The 15,590-nt window shown below is 61.5% G+C and carries 14 protein-coding genes; 9 read left to right on the forward strand and 5 right to left on the reverse strand.

All coding sequences use genetic code 11. From position 1 onward, the window contains the following. Positions 1-36: 36 nt before the first annotated feature. On the reverse strand, positions 37-582 hold the full coding sequence (gene rfbC, locus ACGJAX_RS14315) for a dTDP-4-dehydrorhamnose 3,5-epimerase (RefSeq protein ID WP_390959566.1): 546 nt from the start codon (positions 580-582) through the stop codon (positions 37-39). A gap of 271 nt (positions 583-853) precedes the next feature. Here rfbC and kdpF point away from each other — a divergent pair, with 271 nt between their 5' ends. From kdpF to ACGJAX_RS14345, 6 genes are all read left to right on the forward strand, one after another. Continuing rightward, positions 854-943: a K(+)-transporting ATPase subunit F gene (gene kdpF / locus ACGJAX_RS14320; RefSeq protein ID WP_007899818.1), complete on the forward strand. Its 90-nt coding sequence runs from the start codon at positions 854-856 to the stop codon at positions 941-943. 8 nt (positions 944-951) lie between these two features. Further along, positions 952-2,646: a potassium-transporting ATPase subunit KdpA gene (kdpA, locus tag ACGJAX_RS14325; RefSeq protein ID WP_390959568.1), complete on the forward strand. Its 1,695-nt coding sequence runs from the start codon at positions 952-954 to the stop codon at positions 2,644-2,646. Between the two features lie 10 nt (positions 2,647-2,656). Beyond that, positions 2,657-4,714, forward strand: coding sequence for a potassium-transporting ATPase subunit KdpB (gene kdpB, locus ACGJAX_RS14330; RefSeq protein ID WP_390959570.1), 2,058 nt, complete (start codon positions 2,657-2,659; stop codon positions 4,712-4,714). Positions 4,715-4,915: 201 nt separating this feature from the next. After that, on the forward strand, positions 4,916-5,461 hold the full coding sequence (kdpC, locus tag ACGJAX_RS14335; RefSeq protein ID WP_390959572.1) for a potassium-transporting ATPase subunit KdpC: 546 nt from the start codon (positions 4,916-4,918) through the stop codon (positions 5,459-5,461). Between the two features lie 138 nt (positions 5,462-5,599). Then, entirely contained in the window at positions 5,600-8,251 is a 2,652-nt protein-coding gene (locus ACGJAX_RS14340; protein WP_390959574.1) for a sensor histidine kinase KdpD, read from the forward strand. A 49-nt stretch (positions 8,252-8,300) separates the two neighbouring features. Further along, a complete protein-coding gene (locus ACGJAX_RS14345; protein WP_390959871.1) occupies positions 8,301-9,014 on the forward strand; it encodes a response regulator in 714 nt (237 codons plus the stop codon). Positions 9,015-9,138: 124 nt separating this feature from the next. On the opposite strand, the gene ACGJAX_RS14350 is transcribed toward ACGJAX_RS14345, so the two are convergent. Then, a complete protein-coding gene (locus tag ACGJAX_RS14350; RefSeq protein WP_390959576.1) occupies positions 9,139-10,179 on the reverse strand; it encodes a patatin-like phospholipase family protein in 1,041 nt (346 codons plus the stop codon). A gap of 220 nt (positions 10,180-10,399) precedes the next feature. On the opposite strand from ACGJAX_RS14350, the gene ACGJAX_RS14355 reads away from it, so the two are divergent. The 3 genes from ACGJAX_RS14355 to ACGJAX_RS14365 all read left to right on the forward strand — a co-directional run bounded on the left by ACGJAX_RS14355 (position 10,400) and on the right by ACGJAX_RS14365 (position 12,458). After that, on the forward strand, positions 10,400-10,678 hold the full coding sequence (locus ACGJAX_RS14355) for a hypothetical protein (protein ID WP_007991739.1): 279 nt from the start codon (positions 10,400-10,402) through the stop codon (positions 10,676-10,678). A 49-nt stretch (positions 10,679-10,727) separates the two neighbouring features. Beyond that, positions 10,728-11,495 (forward strand): CHAD domain-containing protein, encoded by a 768-nt coding sequence (locus tag ACGJAX_RS14360; RefSeq protein ID WP_390959578.1) that lies wholly within the window; start codon positions 10,728-10,730, stop codon positions 11,493-11,495. Between the two features lie 165 nt (positions 11,496-11,660). Next, on the forward strand, positions 11,661-12,458 hold the full coding sequence (locus tag ACGJAX_RS14365) for an acyl-CoA thioesterase domain-containing protein (protein WP_390959580.1): 798 nt from the start codon (positions 11,661-11,663) through the stop codon (positions 12,456-12,458). Here the strand turns inward: ACGJAX_RS14365 and ACGJAX_RS14370 are convergent, their stop codons facing one another. The 3 genes from ACGJAX_RS14370 to ACGJAX_RS14380 form a co-directional block, all read right to left on the reverse strand. Further along, positions 12,459-12,824, reverse strand: coding sequence for a terminase (locus ACGJAX_RS14370; RefSeq protein ID WP_047527128.1), 366 nt, complete (start codon positions 12,822-12,824; stop codon positions 12,459-12,461). It lies immediately after the preceding gene. A gap of 212 nt (positions 12,825-13,036) precedes the next feature. Next, on the reverse strand, positions 13,037-14,518 hold the full coding sequence (locus ACGJAX_RS14375) for a methyl-accepting chemotaxis protein (protein ID WP_390959582.1): 1,482 nt from the start codon (positions 14,516-14,518) through the stop codon (positions 13,037-13,039). A gap of 205 nt (positions 14,519-14,723) precedes the next feature. Then, positions 14,724-15,533 carry a TatD family hydrolase gene (locus tag ACGJAX_RS14380; protein ID WP_390959584.1) on the reverse strand — a complete coding sequence of 270 codons (810 nt, stop codon included), beginning with the start codon at positions 15,531-15,533 and terminating at the stop codon, positions 14,724-14,726. Positions 15,534-15,590: the final 57 nt, after the last annotated feature.

Below are 15,590 nucleotides of genomic sequence, written 5' to 3' on the forward strand. Positions count from 1 at the left end.
AAGGTGGTAATGAGGCGAGACTATCGAGTGTCTGGGTTATGAAAAGACGTCAGCATCCTTGAAAAACGCCGCCGCCTGATCCTTTGCCGACAGCTGCGGTACTTCATCGAGTTGCCAGTCGATGGCCAGGTCCGGGTCATCCCAACGGATGCTGCGTTCAGCAGATGGGGTGTAGTAGTCGGTGGTCTTGTAGAGAAATTCAGCGAACTCACTCAGTACCACGAACCCGTGGGCGAAACCTTCCGGAACCCAGAGCTGGCGATGATTCTCGGCGGACAGGCGCACAGCAACCCATTTACCAAAATGCGACGAGCTGCGACGAATGTCCACGGCAACGTCCAGTACTTCACCGGCGGTCACGCGAACCAATTTGCCTTGGGTGTTTTCCAGCTGGTAATGCAAGCCACGCAATACGCCTCTTTGAGAGCGCGAATGATTGTCCTGAACGAATTGTGTGTCGAGCCCCGTCGCTTCTTCGAAAGCCTTGGCATTGAAGCTCTCATAAAAGAAGCCTCTCTCATCACCAAATACCTTCGGTTCGATTATCAGAACACCGGGTAGATCGGTGGTGATTACATTCATGTTGTTTCTCCGGCAATAGACGTAATGGTCGACATTCTTGCTCAAAGTACGCTGAGGCGCGAGGGGCGATAACGAGCAGTTAATCGGCGATGTGAGTTCAGCGAGCCATGTCACACAGGCTTGCCCGTCCAGAGACCGCTGTAACGCCCGCATAAACCCACTCTTTACGCTTTCTTTATGCCCCGCCACACCCCTCGATCTCGTTCCTTTACAGCCTCCCTGTCGACAATGACTCCACACGCGGCAATGCGCCGTAACACGGAGAATTTCCATGAGCGTTCTGGACGGGGTGTCACTGCTGCTGGCAGTGGGGCTGTTCATTTATCTGTTGGTTGCGCTGTTGCGCGCGGACCGGAACTAGGAGCGGCTATGCACAGTTATGACTATTGGCTGATCCTGGCGTTTTTCGCGTTGGTATTGGTCCCGGCACCGTTTCTCGGGCGTTTCTACTACAAGGTCATGGAAGGACAGCGCACCTGGTTGACGCCGATCCTCGGTCCGGTCGAGCGTGGCTGTTATCGACTGTCCGGGGTCGATCCGCACGCCGAACAGAGCTGGCAGAAGTACGCGCTGGCCTTGCTCGCCTTCAACCTCGCGGGCTTCTTGCTGCTGTTCTCGATCCTGCTGTTCCAGGACCATCTGCCGCTCAACCCGCAGAACCTGCCGGGGCAGGAGTGGACGCTGGCGTTCAACACCGCCGTCAGCTTCATGACCAACACCAACTGGCAGTCCTACAGCGGCGAAGCGTCGTTGAGCTACCTGAGCCAGATGGTCGGTCTCACCGTGCAGAACTTCGTCAGCGCCGCCACCGGCCTGGCCGTGCTGGTGGCGCTATGCCGTGGCATTGGCCGAAAATCGACCAAAAGCCTTGGTAACTTCTGGGTCGACATGACCCGCGCCACCCTCTACGGCTTGTTGCCGATGTGCCTGCTGCTGGCGCTGTACCTGGTCTGGCAGGGTGTGCCGCAAACCTTCGCGCAGTATGTGAACGCCGTGACGATGCAAGGCGTCGATCAGGTGATCCCGCTCGGTCCTGCTGCCAGCCAGATTGCGATCAAGCAATTGGGTACCAACGGTGGTGGCTTCTTCGGCGTCAACTCGGCGCATCCGTTCGAGAACCCGACGGCGTGGAGCAACCTGTTCGAACTGGCGTCGATCATTCTGATTCCGGTAGCCCTGGTGTTCACCTTCGGCCACTACGTGAAAGACCTGCGTCAGAGCCGCGCGATCATCGCCTGCATGTTGGCGCTGTTCCTGATCGGCGGTGCCACCTCGCTGTGGGCTGAATACCAACCGAACCCGACCCTGAACAACGCTGCTGTCGAACAGACCGCACCGCTGGAAGGCAAGGAAGCGCGCTTCGGCACCACCGCCACTGTGCTGTGGTCGGTGACCACCACTGCCGCCTCCAACGGCTCGGTCAACGGTATGCACGACAGCCTTAACCCGCTGAGTGGCATGGTCGCGCTGGTCAACATGATGGTCGGCGAAGTGATCTTCGGCGGCGTCGGCGCCGGGCTCTATGGCATGTTGCTCAACGTGTTGATCGCCGTGTTCCTGGCGGGCCTGATGATCGGCCGCACCCCGGAATACCTCGGCAAGAAACTGCAGGCCAGGGAAGTCCAGCTGTTGGTGGTGACTTTGATGGTCATGCCGATCGGCGTGCTGGTGCTCGGCGCGATTGCCGCCAGCCTGCCAAGTCCGGTGGCGGCGGTGAGCAACCCGGGTGCCCACGGTTTCAGTCAGTTGCTTTATGCCTACACCTCGGCCAGCGCCAACAACGGTTCCGCGTTCGGTGGCTTTAGCGCCAACACGCCATTTCACAACCTGATGCTGGGCCTGGGCATGTTGATCGGTCGCTTCGGCTACATCCTCCCGGTACTGGCCCTGGCCGGCAGCCTGGCGATGAAGAAAACCGCACCGATCGGCCAGAACAGCTTCCCGACCCACGGCCCGCTGTTCGTGACCCTGCTGACCGTGACCATTTTGCTGGTGGGTGGTTTGACCTTCCTGCCGACCCTGGCGCTGGGTCCAATCGCTGAACACTTGAGCATGGGTTTCTGAGGACTATTTGATGAATATGCCCGTAACCAAGACCGTCGCCGCGAAAGCGCCGGAGCAACCGAAAACCGCGATCTCGGCCCTCTGGCGTCCGGCGCTGGTGCAAGCCTTCGTCAAGCTCGACCCACGCCAGTTACAGCGTGCGCCAGTGATGCTGGTGGTCGAACTGACCGCGATCCTGACCACCATGCTGTGCTTCATTCCAGACACGGCGGTGCCGACCTTCGTCGCCGCGCAAATCGCCGTGTGGCTGTGGTTCACCGTACTGTTCGCCAACTTTGCCGAAGCCCTGGCCGAAGGTCGTGGCAAGGCGCGTGCCGACAGCCTCAAGGCCGGCAGTGAAGGCCTCAGCGCCCGCCGCAAAACCAGCAATGGCACCTTTCAAGTGGTGCCGGCCGCCAGCCTGCGCAAGGGCGATGTGGTGCGTGTTGAAGCGGGGGAGATGATTCCCGGTGACGGCGAGGTGATCGAGGGTATCGCTGCGGTTAACGAAGCGGCGATTACCGGTGAGTCCGCACCAGTGATCCGCGAGTCCGGCGGCGACCGCTCGGCCGTCACCGGCAACACACGGCTGGTGTCCGACTGGCTGCTGGTGAAGATCACCGCCAACCCCGGTGAGTCGACCCTGGACCGCATGATCGCTCTGGTCGAAGGCGCCAAACGCCAGAAAACCCCGAACGAAGTGGCCCTCGACATCTTGCTGATCGGCCTGACCCTGATCTTCCTGTTGGTGGTCGTCACCCTGCAGCCGTTCGCCCACTTCGCCAATGGCAGCTTGCCGTTGGTGTTCCTGGTGGCGTTGTTGGTCACGCTGATTCCGACCACCATCGGCGGCTTGTTGTCGGCCATCGGTATTGCCGGGATGGATCGCCTGGTGCGCCTGAACGTGATTGCCAAGTCCGGTCGCGCCGTGGAAGCGGCGGGGGACGTGCACGTCCTGTTGCTGGACAAGACCGGCACCATCACCTTCGGTAATCGCCGTTGCAGCGCGGTTTACGCGGCCCCGGGCGTCACCTCCAAAGAGCTGGCCGAAGGCGCGTTGTTCGCCTCGCTGGCCGATGACACCGCTGAAGGCAAGTCCATCGTCGAGTACCTGCGTGCCCTGTACCCGCAACCGGAACCGGAGCCTGAGTTGTTGACCGGCGTGCCGTTCAGCGCTGAAACGCGGCTGTCGGGTGTCGATTATCAAGGTCGCGTGTACCGCAAGGGTGCGGTGGATTCGCTGCTGACCTTCGTCGGTCTCAAGCGCGCTGATCTGGCCCCGGCCCTGTCGCGGGAAATCGACAAGATCGCCCAGAGTGGCGGCACTCCGTTGCTGGTCTGTGCCGACGGCAAACTGCTCGGTGCGATCCACCTCAAGGACGTGGTCAAGCCCGGCATCCGCGAGCGTTTCGCCGAGCTGCGCAAACTGGGGATTCGCACGGTCATGGTGACCGGCGACAACCCGCTGACCGCTGCGGCGATCGCGGCCGAAGCGGGTGTGGATGACGTCCTCGCCGAAGCCACGCCGGAGAAAAAACTGGCGCGCATCCGTCACGAGCAGAACGACGGTCGCCTGGTTGCCATGTGCGGCGACGGCGCCAACGACGCCCCGGCCCTGGCCCAGGCAGACGTCGGCATGGCGATGAACGACGGCACGCAAGCCGCGCGTGAGGCGGCGAACATGGTCGACCTCGACAGCGACCCGACCAAACTGCTGGACGTGGTGCAAATCGGTAAAGAGCTGCTGGTGACCCGTGGCGCGCTGACGACGTTCTCCATCGCCAACGACGTGGCCAAGTACTTCGCGATTCTGCCGGCGCTGTTTGCCGCGATCTACCCGCAACTGGGCGTGTTGAACGTGATGCACTTGAGCAGTCCGCAGAGCGCGATTCTCTCGGCGATCGTGTTCAACGCCTTGATCATCGTGGTGCTGATTCCGCTGGCGTTGCGCGGTGTACGAGTCCAGGCGGCCAGTGCCGCGGCCTTGCTGCGACGCAATCTGCTGATCTACGGGCTGGGCGGGATCCTGGTGCCGTTCGTGGGCATCAAGGCGATCGACATGCTGTTGACGGCATTGCATCTGGTTTAGCTGGTAGCGGGTGGCTGGAGAGGGGCTTTTTGTGGCGAGGGAGATTGCTCCCGCCGGGCTGCGAAGCAGCCCCAACCCAGACACCGCATTTGTTCAGGCACATCACATTTACCAGGTATACGACTGCTGCGCAGTCGAGCGGGAGCAAGCGCCCTCGCCACAGGTAATGAGTTTGTTTTCAGTGAATTCGAGGATTATGAAATGTCCACAATGATACGTCCGGCCTTGAGCCTGTTGGTCTTGATGACCCTGATCACCGGCGTCGCTTATCCCCTGGTGGTCACTGGCGTGGCCCAGGTTACGTTCCCGGATCAAGCCAATGGCAGCCTGGTGCGCGATGCCGAGGGCAAGGTTCGCGGCTCCTCGCTGATCGCCCAGGATTTCGTGGGTGACGCCTGGTTCCATCCACGTCCATCGGCCGGTGCATTTGCCACCGTGTCGAGCAGTGCCAGTAACCTGTCGCCGAGCAATCCGGCACTGGCGACCCGGGTGATCGACGATGCCAATAAACTGCTGGTGCCCGGTCAGGGCCCGGTGCCGTTGGCGCTGATTACCACCTCCGGCAGCGGTCTTGATCCACACTTGCCACCGGCGGCGATTGCCTATCAACTGGCACGTGTCGCGGCGGCGCGCAATCTGCCGGTGGCGACCCTGCAGAACTTGCTCGATGCGCACGTCGAGCAACCGTTGGTGGGGCCGCCAGTGGTGAACGTGCTGGAGTTGAATCTGGCCCTCGAAAAACTGTAAGTGAATGGCACCGCCAATCGCGGGCAAGCCCGCTCCCACAGGGATTTTCAGTTTTTGGAAAACCTTGTGGGAGCGGGCTTGCCCGCGATGGCGATAGAACAATCGCCCCATCAACATCTGAAAAAGTGAGCTTCAAGCATGAGCGACTCCGGCCGCGCCGACGCGCTGTTAGCAGACCTGCCCCGGGACGGCCGGGGCCGACTCAAGGTTTTCCTCGGTGCGGCACCCGGTGTCGGCAAGACCTACGCCATGCTGCAGGCGGCGCACACGCAACTGCGCCAGGGGGTGAAAGTCATCGCCGGTGTGGTGGAAACCCACGGTCGCGCTGAAACCGAAGCGTTGCTCGGCGGCTTGCCACAGCAACCCTTGGTGCGTTCGGAATACCGTGGCGTGATGCTCGAAGAGATGGACCTTGACGGCCTGCTCGCGGCCAAACCGAAACTGGTGCTGGTGGACGAACTCGCCCACAGCAACGCCCCTGGCAGTCGCCACGCCAAACGCTGGCAAGACATTCAGGAATTGCTCGCTGCCGGCATCGACGTGTTCACCACCGTCAACGTCCAGCACCTGGAAAGCCTCAACGATCAGGTGCGTGGCATTACCGGCGTGCAGGTCCGCGAGACATTACCGGACTGGGTGCTGCAGGAGGCCTACGAACTGCTGCTGATTGACCTGCCGCCGCGCGAACTGCTCGAGCGTCTGCGCGACGGCAAGGTCTACGTGCCGGAGCAGGCGCGAGCCGCCATCGATGCATTTTTTACCCAGACCAACCTCACCGCCCTGCGCGAACTGGCGATGCAAACCGCGGCGGCCCAGGTCGATAACGATCTGGCCCAGGGGTATCGTCAACTGGGTCAAGCCGCGCCGGCCGTGAGGGGACGCTTGTTGGTCGGGGTCGACGGCGATGCCCAGGCAGAGCGTCTGGTGCGACATGCCAGCCGTGTCGCCCAGCGCCGGCACTTGCCCTGGAGCCTGGTGCATGTGGAAAACGGCAGTGTGCGAGACGAGCAGTCGCGCCTGCGTCTGCAAAGCGCCCAGCAACTGGCTGAACGCCTGGGGGGCGAGGTGGTGCACCTGCGCGCTGGCGAGGTGGCGAAGACCTTGATCCAGCACGCTGCCGAGCGCCGTGCCAGCCTGGTACTGGTCGGCCAGTCCCGGGCGCGATGGCGTCGACGGTTGTTCGGGGGAGGGCTGGCCTCACGCTTGTTGCGCGATGCGCACGGGTTGGAAATCAACGTCCTTGCCAGTGACGAAGAACAATATCCGCCCCGCCAACGACCGGCGCACTCGCTGGTCTGGTTCGATTATGCGCTGGCGGTGGTGGCGACGATTCTGGCCAGCGCCCTGGCCTGGGGAGTGGCCAGTATTTTGCCATTGCCGAACATCTCGCTGGTGTTCCTTGCCGCGGTGTTACTGGTGGCGGTGCGCAGCAGTCTGGGGCCGGCACTGGCCTGTGCCGCGTTGTCGTTTCTGACGTATGACTTCCTGTTCATTCCGCCGAATTTTTCCTTCAGCATCCAGCGCGAAGAAGACGTGCTCACCTTGTTGTTCTTCCTGCTGATGGCGGCCCTCACCGGTAACCTCGCGGCACGCCAGCGCCGGCAACTGGAGGCCTTGCGCGATACTCAGGAAGAAACCACCGAATTGCTCGACCTGTCACGCAAACTCACCGCTGCCACGGACCGTCAGGCGGTGATCAGCGCCGCCGCCCAGCACCTCAATGGCTGGAGCGACTTGCAATTGTGCTTGCTCAATCGGGACGGTCAAAGCGGCTGGAAAGTCGAAACCGGTGGGCCGCTGGAGTTCACCGAGGCCGAACGTGCCGCCGCCGATTGGGCCTGGCAACACGATCAACCGGCCGGCGCCGGTACCGGGACGCTGCCATTCGGGCGCTGGTGGTGGTGGCCGCTGTCGGTGGAGGATGGTCCGCTGGCGCTGCTTGGTGTCTGCGCCAAGGAAGGCCAGACCCTGAGCGGTCAGCGTCGGCGCTTGTTGACGGCGTTGAGTCAACCGTTGGCCCAGGCCCTGGCTCGCGCGCAACTGGCCGATGATCTGGAAGCCGCACGCCTGCACGGCGAGACCGAGCAACTGCGCAGCGCCTTACTGGCCTCGGTGTCCCACGATTTGCGCACACCGCTGACCTCCATGCGCGGCAGCATCGACAGCTTGCTGGCTCTCGGTGAGGCGATCCCGCTGGAGGATCGCCGCGAATTGCTCGAAGGCACCCGTGATGAAGCCGAACGCCTGGACCGCTATATTCAAAACCTCCTGGACATGACGCGCCTCGGTCACGGCGCCTTGAAGCTGGCGCGGGATTGGGTGTCGCCGGCCGACATCGTCGGCAGTTCGCTCAATCGCCTGCGTGCGGTGCTGGCGCCGTTGCAGGTCAGTGTCGAGGTCCCGGCGCAGTTGCCGCTGCTGTATGTCCACGCCGCACTGATCGAACAGGCATTGATCAATGTGCTGGAAAACGCCGCGCGTTTCTCGCCGATGCATGGCCGCCTGCAATTGCGCGCCGGTGTCGCTGACCAAGAGCTGTTTTTCTCGGTAAGTGATGAGGGGCCGGGCATTCCCGAGGCTGAGCGAGCGAAGATTTTCGACATGTTCTACACCGCGGCACGGGGTGATCGCGGCGGGCAAGGCACCGGGCTGGGGCTGGCGATCTGTCAGGGCATGGTGGGCGCCCATGGCGGTCGTATCAGCGTCGCCGACGGCATCGAAGGACACGGCACCTGCATCACTTTGCACTTGCCATTGCAGGAACAGCCCGCCTTTGAAAGTGAACGTTGAAAGTGAAGCCTGATACCCTTTGGAACTCTCCATGCCACGACCGGAAACCATGAGCCAGACCGCGACCATTTTGGTCATCGACGACGAACCGCAGATCCGCAAATTCCTGCGCATCAGCCTCGCTTCCCAAGGCTACAAAGTGCTGGAAGCCGGCACCGGCACCGAAGGCCTGGCCCAGGCTGCGCTGAACAAACCGGACCTGCTGGTGCTCGACCTTGGGCTGCCGGACATGGACGGCCAACAAGTGCTGCGCGAATTTCGCGAGTGGTCCAAGGTGCCGGTGCTGGTGCTTTCGGTGCGCGCTGGCGAAGGGCAGAAAGTCGAAGCGCTGGATGGCGGCGCCAACGACTACGTGACCAAGCCGTTCGGCATTCAGGAGTTTCTGGCGCGAATACGCGCGCTGTTACGCCAGGCGCCGGTGGGCGAGGCTCAGCAAGCGGCGCTGACTTTCGGTCCGCTCACTGTGGACCTGGCCTATCGCCGGGTGTTGCTCGATGGTGCCGAAGTCGCGTTGACCCGCAAGGAATACGCGGTGCTGGCGCAACTGGCGCGGCATCCGGGACGGGTCATCACCCAGCAGCAGTTGCTCAAGGACATTTGGGGGCCGACTCACACCGAGGACAGTCACTATTTGCGGATCGTAGTCGGGCATCTGCGGCAGAAACTGGCGGACGATCCGACCCAGCCTCGGTTTATCGTGACCGAGGCGGGCGTGGGGTATCGGTTGTTGAGTGAGGGTGGTCTTCAGGCTGGTGCTGGCTGATCGGGCCCCATTGTGGGCAAGCCCGGCTCCCACAGGCTGAGCTGAGCACAACATTTGTGAAGGCCACTGAACTTGTGGGAGCTGGCTTGCCAGCGATGAGGCCATTGCATCGACTCGAGAAATCTCAGGACTCGCGCTCGCTCTCATATCGATCCAGCGTGTCCCGCGCAATCTCGCGTCCCAGCGCGATCAACTCCGGCGCCTTGTAGAACTCGAAAAACCGGCACACCCGCTTCGGCACGTTGATCAGGATGTCCGGCGGGTACCCGGCAATCTTGTACTGCGCCAACGACGTCTGCATCACCTCGAAACTCTGGTTGATCAGGTCCAGCAAGGACGCCGGCCCGACGTTGTCGATGATGAATGAACCGGTGGCGGATTTCGGCGCGCCGTCGCGTTCAGGCGCGGCAGCCGGTTGCTGGGCCTCGGGTTCGGCGGATTCGATCCAGGGGTTGATCTCGGCTGCTGCTGCCAGCAACGCTTCTTTTTCCAGCAGCAACAATTGCTCGGCCGGCTTGCGCCGGAACGGCATCTTCGAACCGAGGGAATTGATCAGTCTGTCGAAGCGGGTCTTGAACGCGGCCGGGCGTTGGATCACCGGCAGTTGATAGTGTCGCTGGTTGGTGGAGTTGAGGTTGACGGCGATGATCAAGTCGCAGTGACTCGACACCACCGGCACGATCGGCAGCGGGTTGAGAATGCCGCCATCCACCAGCATGCGATTGCCTTGCATCACTGGCGTAAACAGGCTCGGAATCGCCGCCGAAGCCCGCATGGCCTGGTGCAGACAACCTTCCTGGAACCAGATTTCCTGTTGGTTGGTCAGGTCGGTGGCCACCGCCGTATAGGGGATGCGCAGGTCTTCGATATTGATTTCGCCAACGATCTTGCGGATCTGTCCGAAGACTTTTTCCCCGCGTATCGCTCCCAGGCGAAAACTGACGTCGACAAGGCGCAAAACGTCGAGGTAATCCAGGCTCTCTATCCAGTTACGATACTCATTGAGTTTGCCGGCGGCATAGATCCCGCCGACCACCGCGCCCATGGAGCAACCGGCAATGCAGGCGATGTCGTAGCCACGCCGCTCAATTTCTTCGATAACGCCAATATGGGCATAGCCGCGGGCTCCACCTGAACCCAATACCAGTGCGACACGCTTCTTCATGAACCGCCCTCGTTTTAATGGTTCAACAATGCACCTATCGTGGGGCGTGCTTCAATCGTTATGGTCGTTCGGTGGGGTGGATGCGTCGTTTTTTCGACATTCCATGGCGGCGGGTGGTTATTCTCGCGAGCGCTATAGTTGCTCTGGCGATGGACGGCACTTTTCCCGCGCCAGACCGTCCTACGTGGATGATTGTTTACCTATCTTTGAGGAGTGAGTGATGAAAGCCTGGATTTGTGTGCCATTGATTGCCCTGGCGCTTGCCGGTTGTGCCGGTAAAACCGCTTACCGTGACAGTTGCGGCAGCAACCTTGACGCCGCGTGGCATGAACTGGACCTGGCCAAAGCGGAAGGTTTCGCCGGGACAGTCAGTTACTCCAAGGCATTGTCACTGTTGACCGCGGCCAAGACCCAACAGCAATTCGAGGGCTTTGAAGGCTGCTCCCACAAGGCCGAGAAGGCACGTTTCTATATTCGTGAGTCACGGGCGGGGCGTTGAGGCATGATGTGAGGCTGCCATTGGGGTAATCCCGTTCAAGGAGCAAGCGATGTCTACCTTGATTGACCGGTTAGTCGCTCACGTTTTAGGGCTGGATGTCCATCTGCTGGCCTGCCAGGCGCGGTTGAGTGCCCACACTGACCCGGAAGCGCTGCACGAACTGCGCACCACCGTGCGTCGATTGCGCAGCCTGTTGCGGCCATTGCGTGGCTTGCCCGGTGTCGAACAACTGGAGGCGGCAGCCTCTGCGGTTGGCCAATTGACCACGCCCTTGCGCGATCGCGAGGTGCTGGCGGCGTATCTGCTCCAGCACGGTCAACCCGAGGCGGCGCAGCGGCGCATGGCGCAGATGGCCGAAGCCTATCCTGCGGTGGCGGTCAGTCCTGAACTGGCGCATTTGCTGATGATCGTCGATGCCTTTCCGCGGTTCCTGCGGGCCGCCCAGCGTCAGGGCTTGCTCAAGGGCCTGCGCAGGCGCATCGAAAAGCGCCTGGCCAAGCAATGGAAGAAACTCGACGAGGCCCTGCACGACCCTGCCCATGACCGTCATCGTTTGCGTCTGCTGATCAAGCGCGTGCGTTATGGCATCGAAGCCTATCCCGAACTGGATCGACTGCCAGCCAAGGCTTTACCTCGCTTGAAGTCCGCGCAAAGTGCCCTGGGTGATTGGCATGACTGCTGGCAATGGCTGGCCAGGGCAGAGCAGGAGGCGGATTTGCAGCCCTGTGTCGCAGTCTGGAAAACCACCATGGTCAATGCTGAGCAGCGTGCTGATCGTGTCCTGGATAAGCTCAGCAAGGCCTGCTTCAGACCCTGAATACGCTCAGGACTTGATGGGGGGCGAGGTTGCCCCTCACAGGCTTTCTTGCCCCACATCAATCCCGTTCGGCTTATCTGTCATTTAATTTGGCCGTAATCATCACTGTGCCCGCCGCGCCGGCTGGTTAACATTCCTTCATCCTTTTCCTGCCTTGAGGTTTGCATGCGTTTTTCCGATCTGCTCGATGCTGTCCGTCGCCAGCCGCTGGAGCTGTCCATTCCGGCCGGATGGGCTCAGGGCCGAGCCAGTTTCGGTGGCCTGGTGGCTGCCTTGCAATACGAAGCCATGCGCGCCAGGGTACCGGCGGATCGGCCGGTGCGTTCGCTGGCGATCACCTTTGTGGGACCGGTCGAGCCGGAAGTGCCGGTCAGTTTCGAAGTCGATGTGTTGCGCGAAGGCAAAGCCGTCAGCCAGGTGCTGGGCCGGGCGATACAGAAAGGGCAGGTGGTGACGTTGATCCAGGGCAGTTTCGGCGCCTCGCGTCCTTCGGAAGTGGCGGTGACGGCGCAACCGGCCCCGGAAATGAAGCACTGGGATGACTGCCAGGAACTGCCCTACATCAAGGGTGTGACCCCGGAATTCATGCGACACCTGGCGATGCGCTGGAGTGTCGGCGGGCTGCCGTTCACGGGCAGCACATCGCGTAAGATGGGCGGCTGGGTGCGTTTGCGAGGCGATGTGAAGGAAGAGCCGGTCACGGAGTCGCACATCCTGGCACTGGTCGACGCCTGGCCGCCGGCGCTGATGCCGTTTCTAAAGAAGCCGGCGATGGGCAGCACCCTGACCTGGACCATCGAATTCGTGCAGCCGTTGCTTGAGCTGAGCACCTTGGACTGGTGCAAATACCTCGTCGAAACCGAACATGCCGCCAACGGCTACGGCCATGCCGCCGCGAAGCTGTGGGATGCACAAGGCCGGTTGATTGCCATGAGCCGCCAGACCGTGACGGTGTTTGCCTGATCAATGACGGCGGTGGCGCTCACGCCAGGCGCGCCACCAGCCGCCACTGAAGAAAAAACGCGGGAAGGTCAGGAACTGCTCGACCAGCAGGCGCGAGACGGCATCCTTGCGATCACTGAACGGCTCGGACGCTTGCGCCTCAAGGCTGTGCCCGTGACGTTGCAAGGCCAGCGCGGCCAACAGGCCGATCACGCCGATGGCGATGTTCACGAAACTCAAGCCGAACACCCCGGTAACAATCAACAGGAACCCCAGGATGAACAGCGGCACGGCAATCAGGTGCAACACCAGATTGGTCGGATGCTGATGATTGTTCGGGTAGGCGCGCCATTGCCACGCGGGAAGGTTGGGGTGACGTTTACCCATGATGCTAATCCTTGATCCATGTTGAACACATGATTAAAGGATAGGTCTGGCCGCTGTGAGCGGCGAATCAAGCTTGGCTATTGAGGTGATAGAGGTCATGGTCAATATTGATCCTGACCGGGCCGGCCCCATCGCGAGCAAGGGAGTTTTGTCAGACCACAATATGTGGCCAAGGACTATCCCTTTGAGCGAGCCTGCTCGCGATGAATCCCTCACAGCTTGAGTTGCCCGATGGCCTTGCTCAACTCCCCGGCCAACGCCGCCAGGTCATTGCTGGTCGTTGCCGAGTTGACGGTCTGGCGCACCGTGTTCTCGGTGACATCGCGAATGCTCACCACCGCCCGATTCATCTCCTCCGCCACCTGGCTCTGCTGCTCGGCCGCCACGGCGATCTGTGTATTGCTTTCGCGCATTTGTGCGACCGCGCCAGTGATTTGCGCCAGCGCCGCCCCCGCTTCCTGGGCCTGTTGCACGCAGTCGTCGGCCTTGAACGAGCTCTCTTGCATGAAGTCCACGGCATCCCGGGTTCCGGCCTGCAGCGCGGACACCATCACGGTGATTTCGTCGGTGGAGGCCTGCACGCGTTTGGCCAGGTTGCGCACTTCATCGGCGACCACGGCAAACCCGCGCCCCATTTCACCAGCCCGGGCCGCTTCAATCGCCGCGTTCAACGCCAACAGGTTGGTCTGCTCGGCGATGCTGTGGATCACATTGACCACGCCGTTGATCTTTTGACTGTCTTCGGCCAGACGCTGAATCATTTCGGCGGTCTGCTGCACCCCGGTGGACAAACCGGCGATCGATCTCTGCACGCGCATGACCACTTCCTGCCCACTGCCGGCCAGGGTATCGGCCGATTGCGAGAGATCGCGGGTGGCACCGGCGTGCTGGGCAATGTGATAAACGGTGGCGGTCATTTCGTTGATGGCCGTGGCAGCCTGATCAGTCTCGCTTTGCTGGCCGAGCATGCCGTGGCGCACCTCGTTCATGCTCAGCGCCAATCGCGCGGCACCGTCGTCCAGTTGCCGGGCGGTGCTGGCTACCGTGTTGACCACCCGTTGATAACCCGCCTGCATGGCGTTGAAGGCGTTAGCCATCTGCCCGACTTCGTCGCTGCACGCCAGGGGGACGCGGGCCGAGAGGTCGCCGGTTTTTTCGACGTGGAGCATCACATCCTTCAAGGTGTTGAGCTGGCTGAGCAGGAAGCGGATCAGCAATTGCGAAGCCCCAAGCATCGCCAGCATCAGGATGAACACGGCCACGGCATAGTTGGCAAAACGCTCGCTGAACACTTGGCTGAGGCTCGGACCATGGGCGATCACCGCGACCTGCTGACCATCGGCGCGGGTGAATGCCTCGGCGCCAATGAGCAGGTTGTCACCGAACAACGGCATGGAGTCGATCTCGACCCAGCCCTTGGCATCGGTCAGTTCCAGCACAGGCTGCCCGTTGAGGAGCGGGGCATGTCCGCGATCGGAGATCAGTACATTGTCAGCTTTTGGCAACGGCTGTCCCGCAGGCCAGGCGCCGAGTAATCGCGCCTGGGCCTGGACCGATGCCTGGGCGGCATGACTGCGGGCTTGCTGTTCCAGCTGCACGGCGTATAGCACCAGCAGCAGGGTGGTGACGAAGGCGACGGCATTCACTGCCCAGAATTTGTACTTCAGCGAGATATTGCTAAGCCAGGCACCCATGGAGGTTTACTCTGATAGCGGAAACAGCATTGGCAAGGTGCCAGTATTGTGCCGCTATGCAGGTTGCCGAATGTTGACATGCGTCAATGAGCCACCGCTTCACCCTGTGGGGCGAGCTAGCTTGCGATGGCGGTGAATCAGGCGCCGATAATGTTGACTGACACTCCGTCATCGCGGGCTAGCCCGCTCCAACAGGGTTTGATGATTACTCGGGAATCGAAGGCAGGCCAAAAAACACCCGTGCACAGGCTGTGGTGTGAGCGGCCAGATCTTCCTGGCTCTCCCCGCGATGCAACGCCACTTCGCGCAGCACTTCGGTCAGGTAGGCCGGTTCATTGCGGCCATTCTTCGGCTTGGGCCGAAGGCTGCGTGGCAACAGGTACGGTGCATCGCTTTCGAGCATCAGGCGCCCGCGCTTGATCTCCTTGACCAACGGATGCAAATGGGTGCCCCGGCGTTCGTCACAGATCCAGCCAGTGATACCTATGTGCAAGTCCAGGTCGAGGTAACTGAACAGCGCCTTCCGTTCGCCGGTGAAGCAATGCACCACGGCGGCGGGCAGGTGATCGCGGAAGTCACGCAGGATGTCGAGCAGACGCTGGCTGGCGTCCCGCTCGTGAAGAAAAACGGGCAACTGCAATTCGACCGCCAGCGCCAGATGCTCTTCGAGGACTTTTTCCTGCTGCGGGCGCGGCGAGAAATCGCGGTTGAAATCCAGCCCGCATTCACCCACGGCGACCACGTTCTGTTCCTTGAGCAAACTGCGCAAACGCCGGGCACTGTCGGCGTTCCATTCGCTGGCCGAATGAGGGTGAATGCCGGCCGTGGCGAACAGCCGTTGAGCGCTTTCGTCCAGTTGCTGGCACAACTCCAGCGCCTGTTCGCTGCCCTCGACGCTGGTGCCGGTGAGCACCAATTGGCAAACCCCGGCCGCGTAGGCGCGGTCGAGTATAGCCTGGTGTTTGTCGGCAAAACTGGGGTTGGTCAGGTTGACGCCGATATCGATGAGTTGCATGGTGCTACCTCGGACCAAAGGCCGGAAAGCATATCAGAGCTGTAGATTTATAAGAAA

The organism is Pseudomonas moorei (assembly GCF_042846945.1).
Taxonomy (GTDB): Bacteria; Pseudomonadota; Gammaproteobacteria; order Pseudomonadales; family Pseudomonadaceae; genus Aquipseudomonas; species Aquipseudomonas moorei.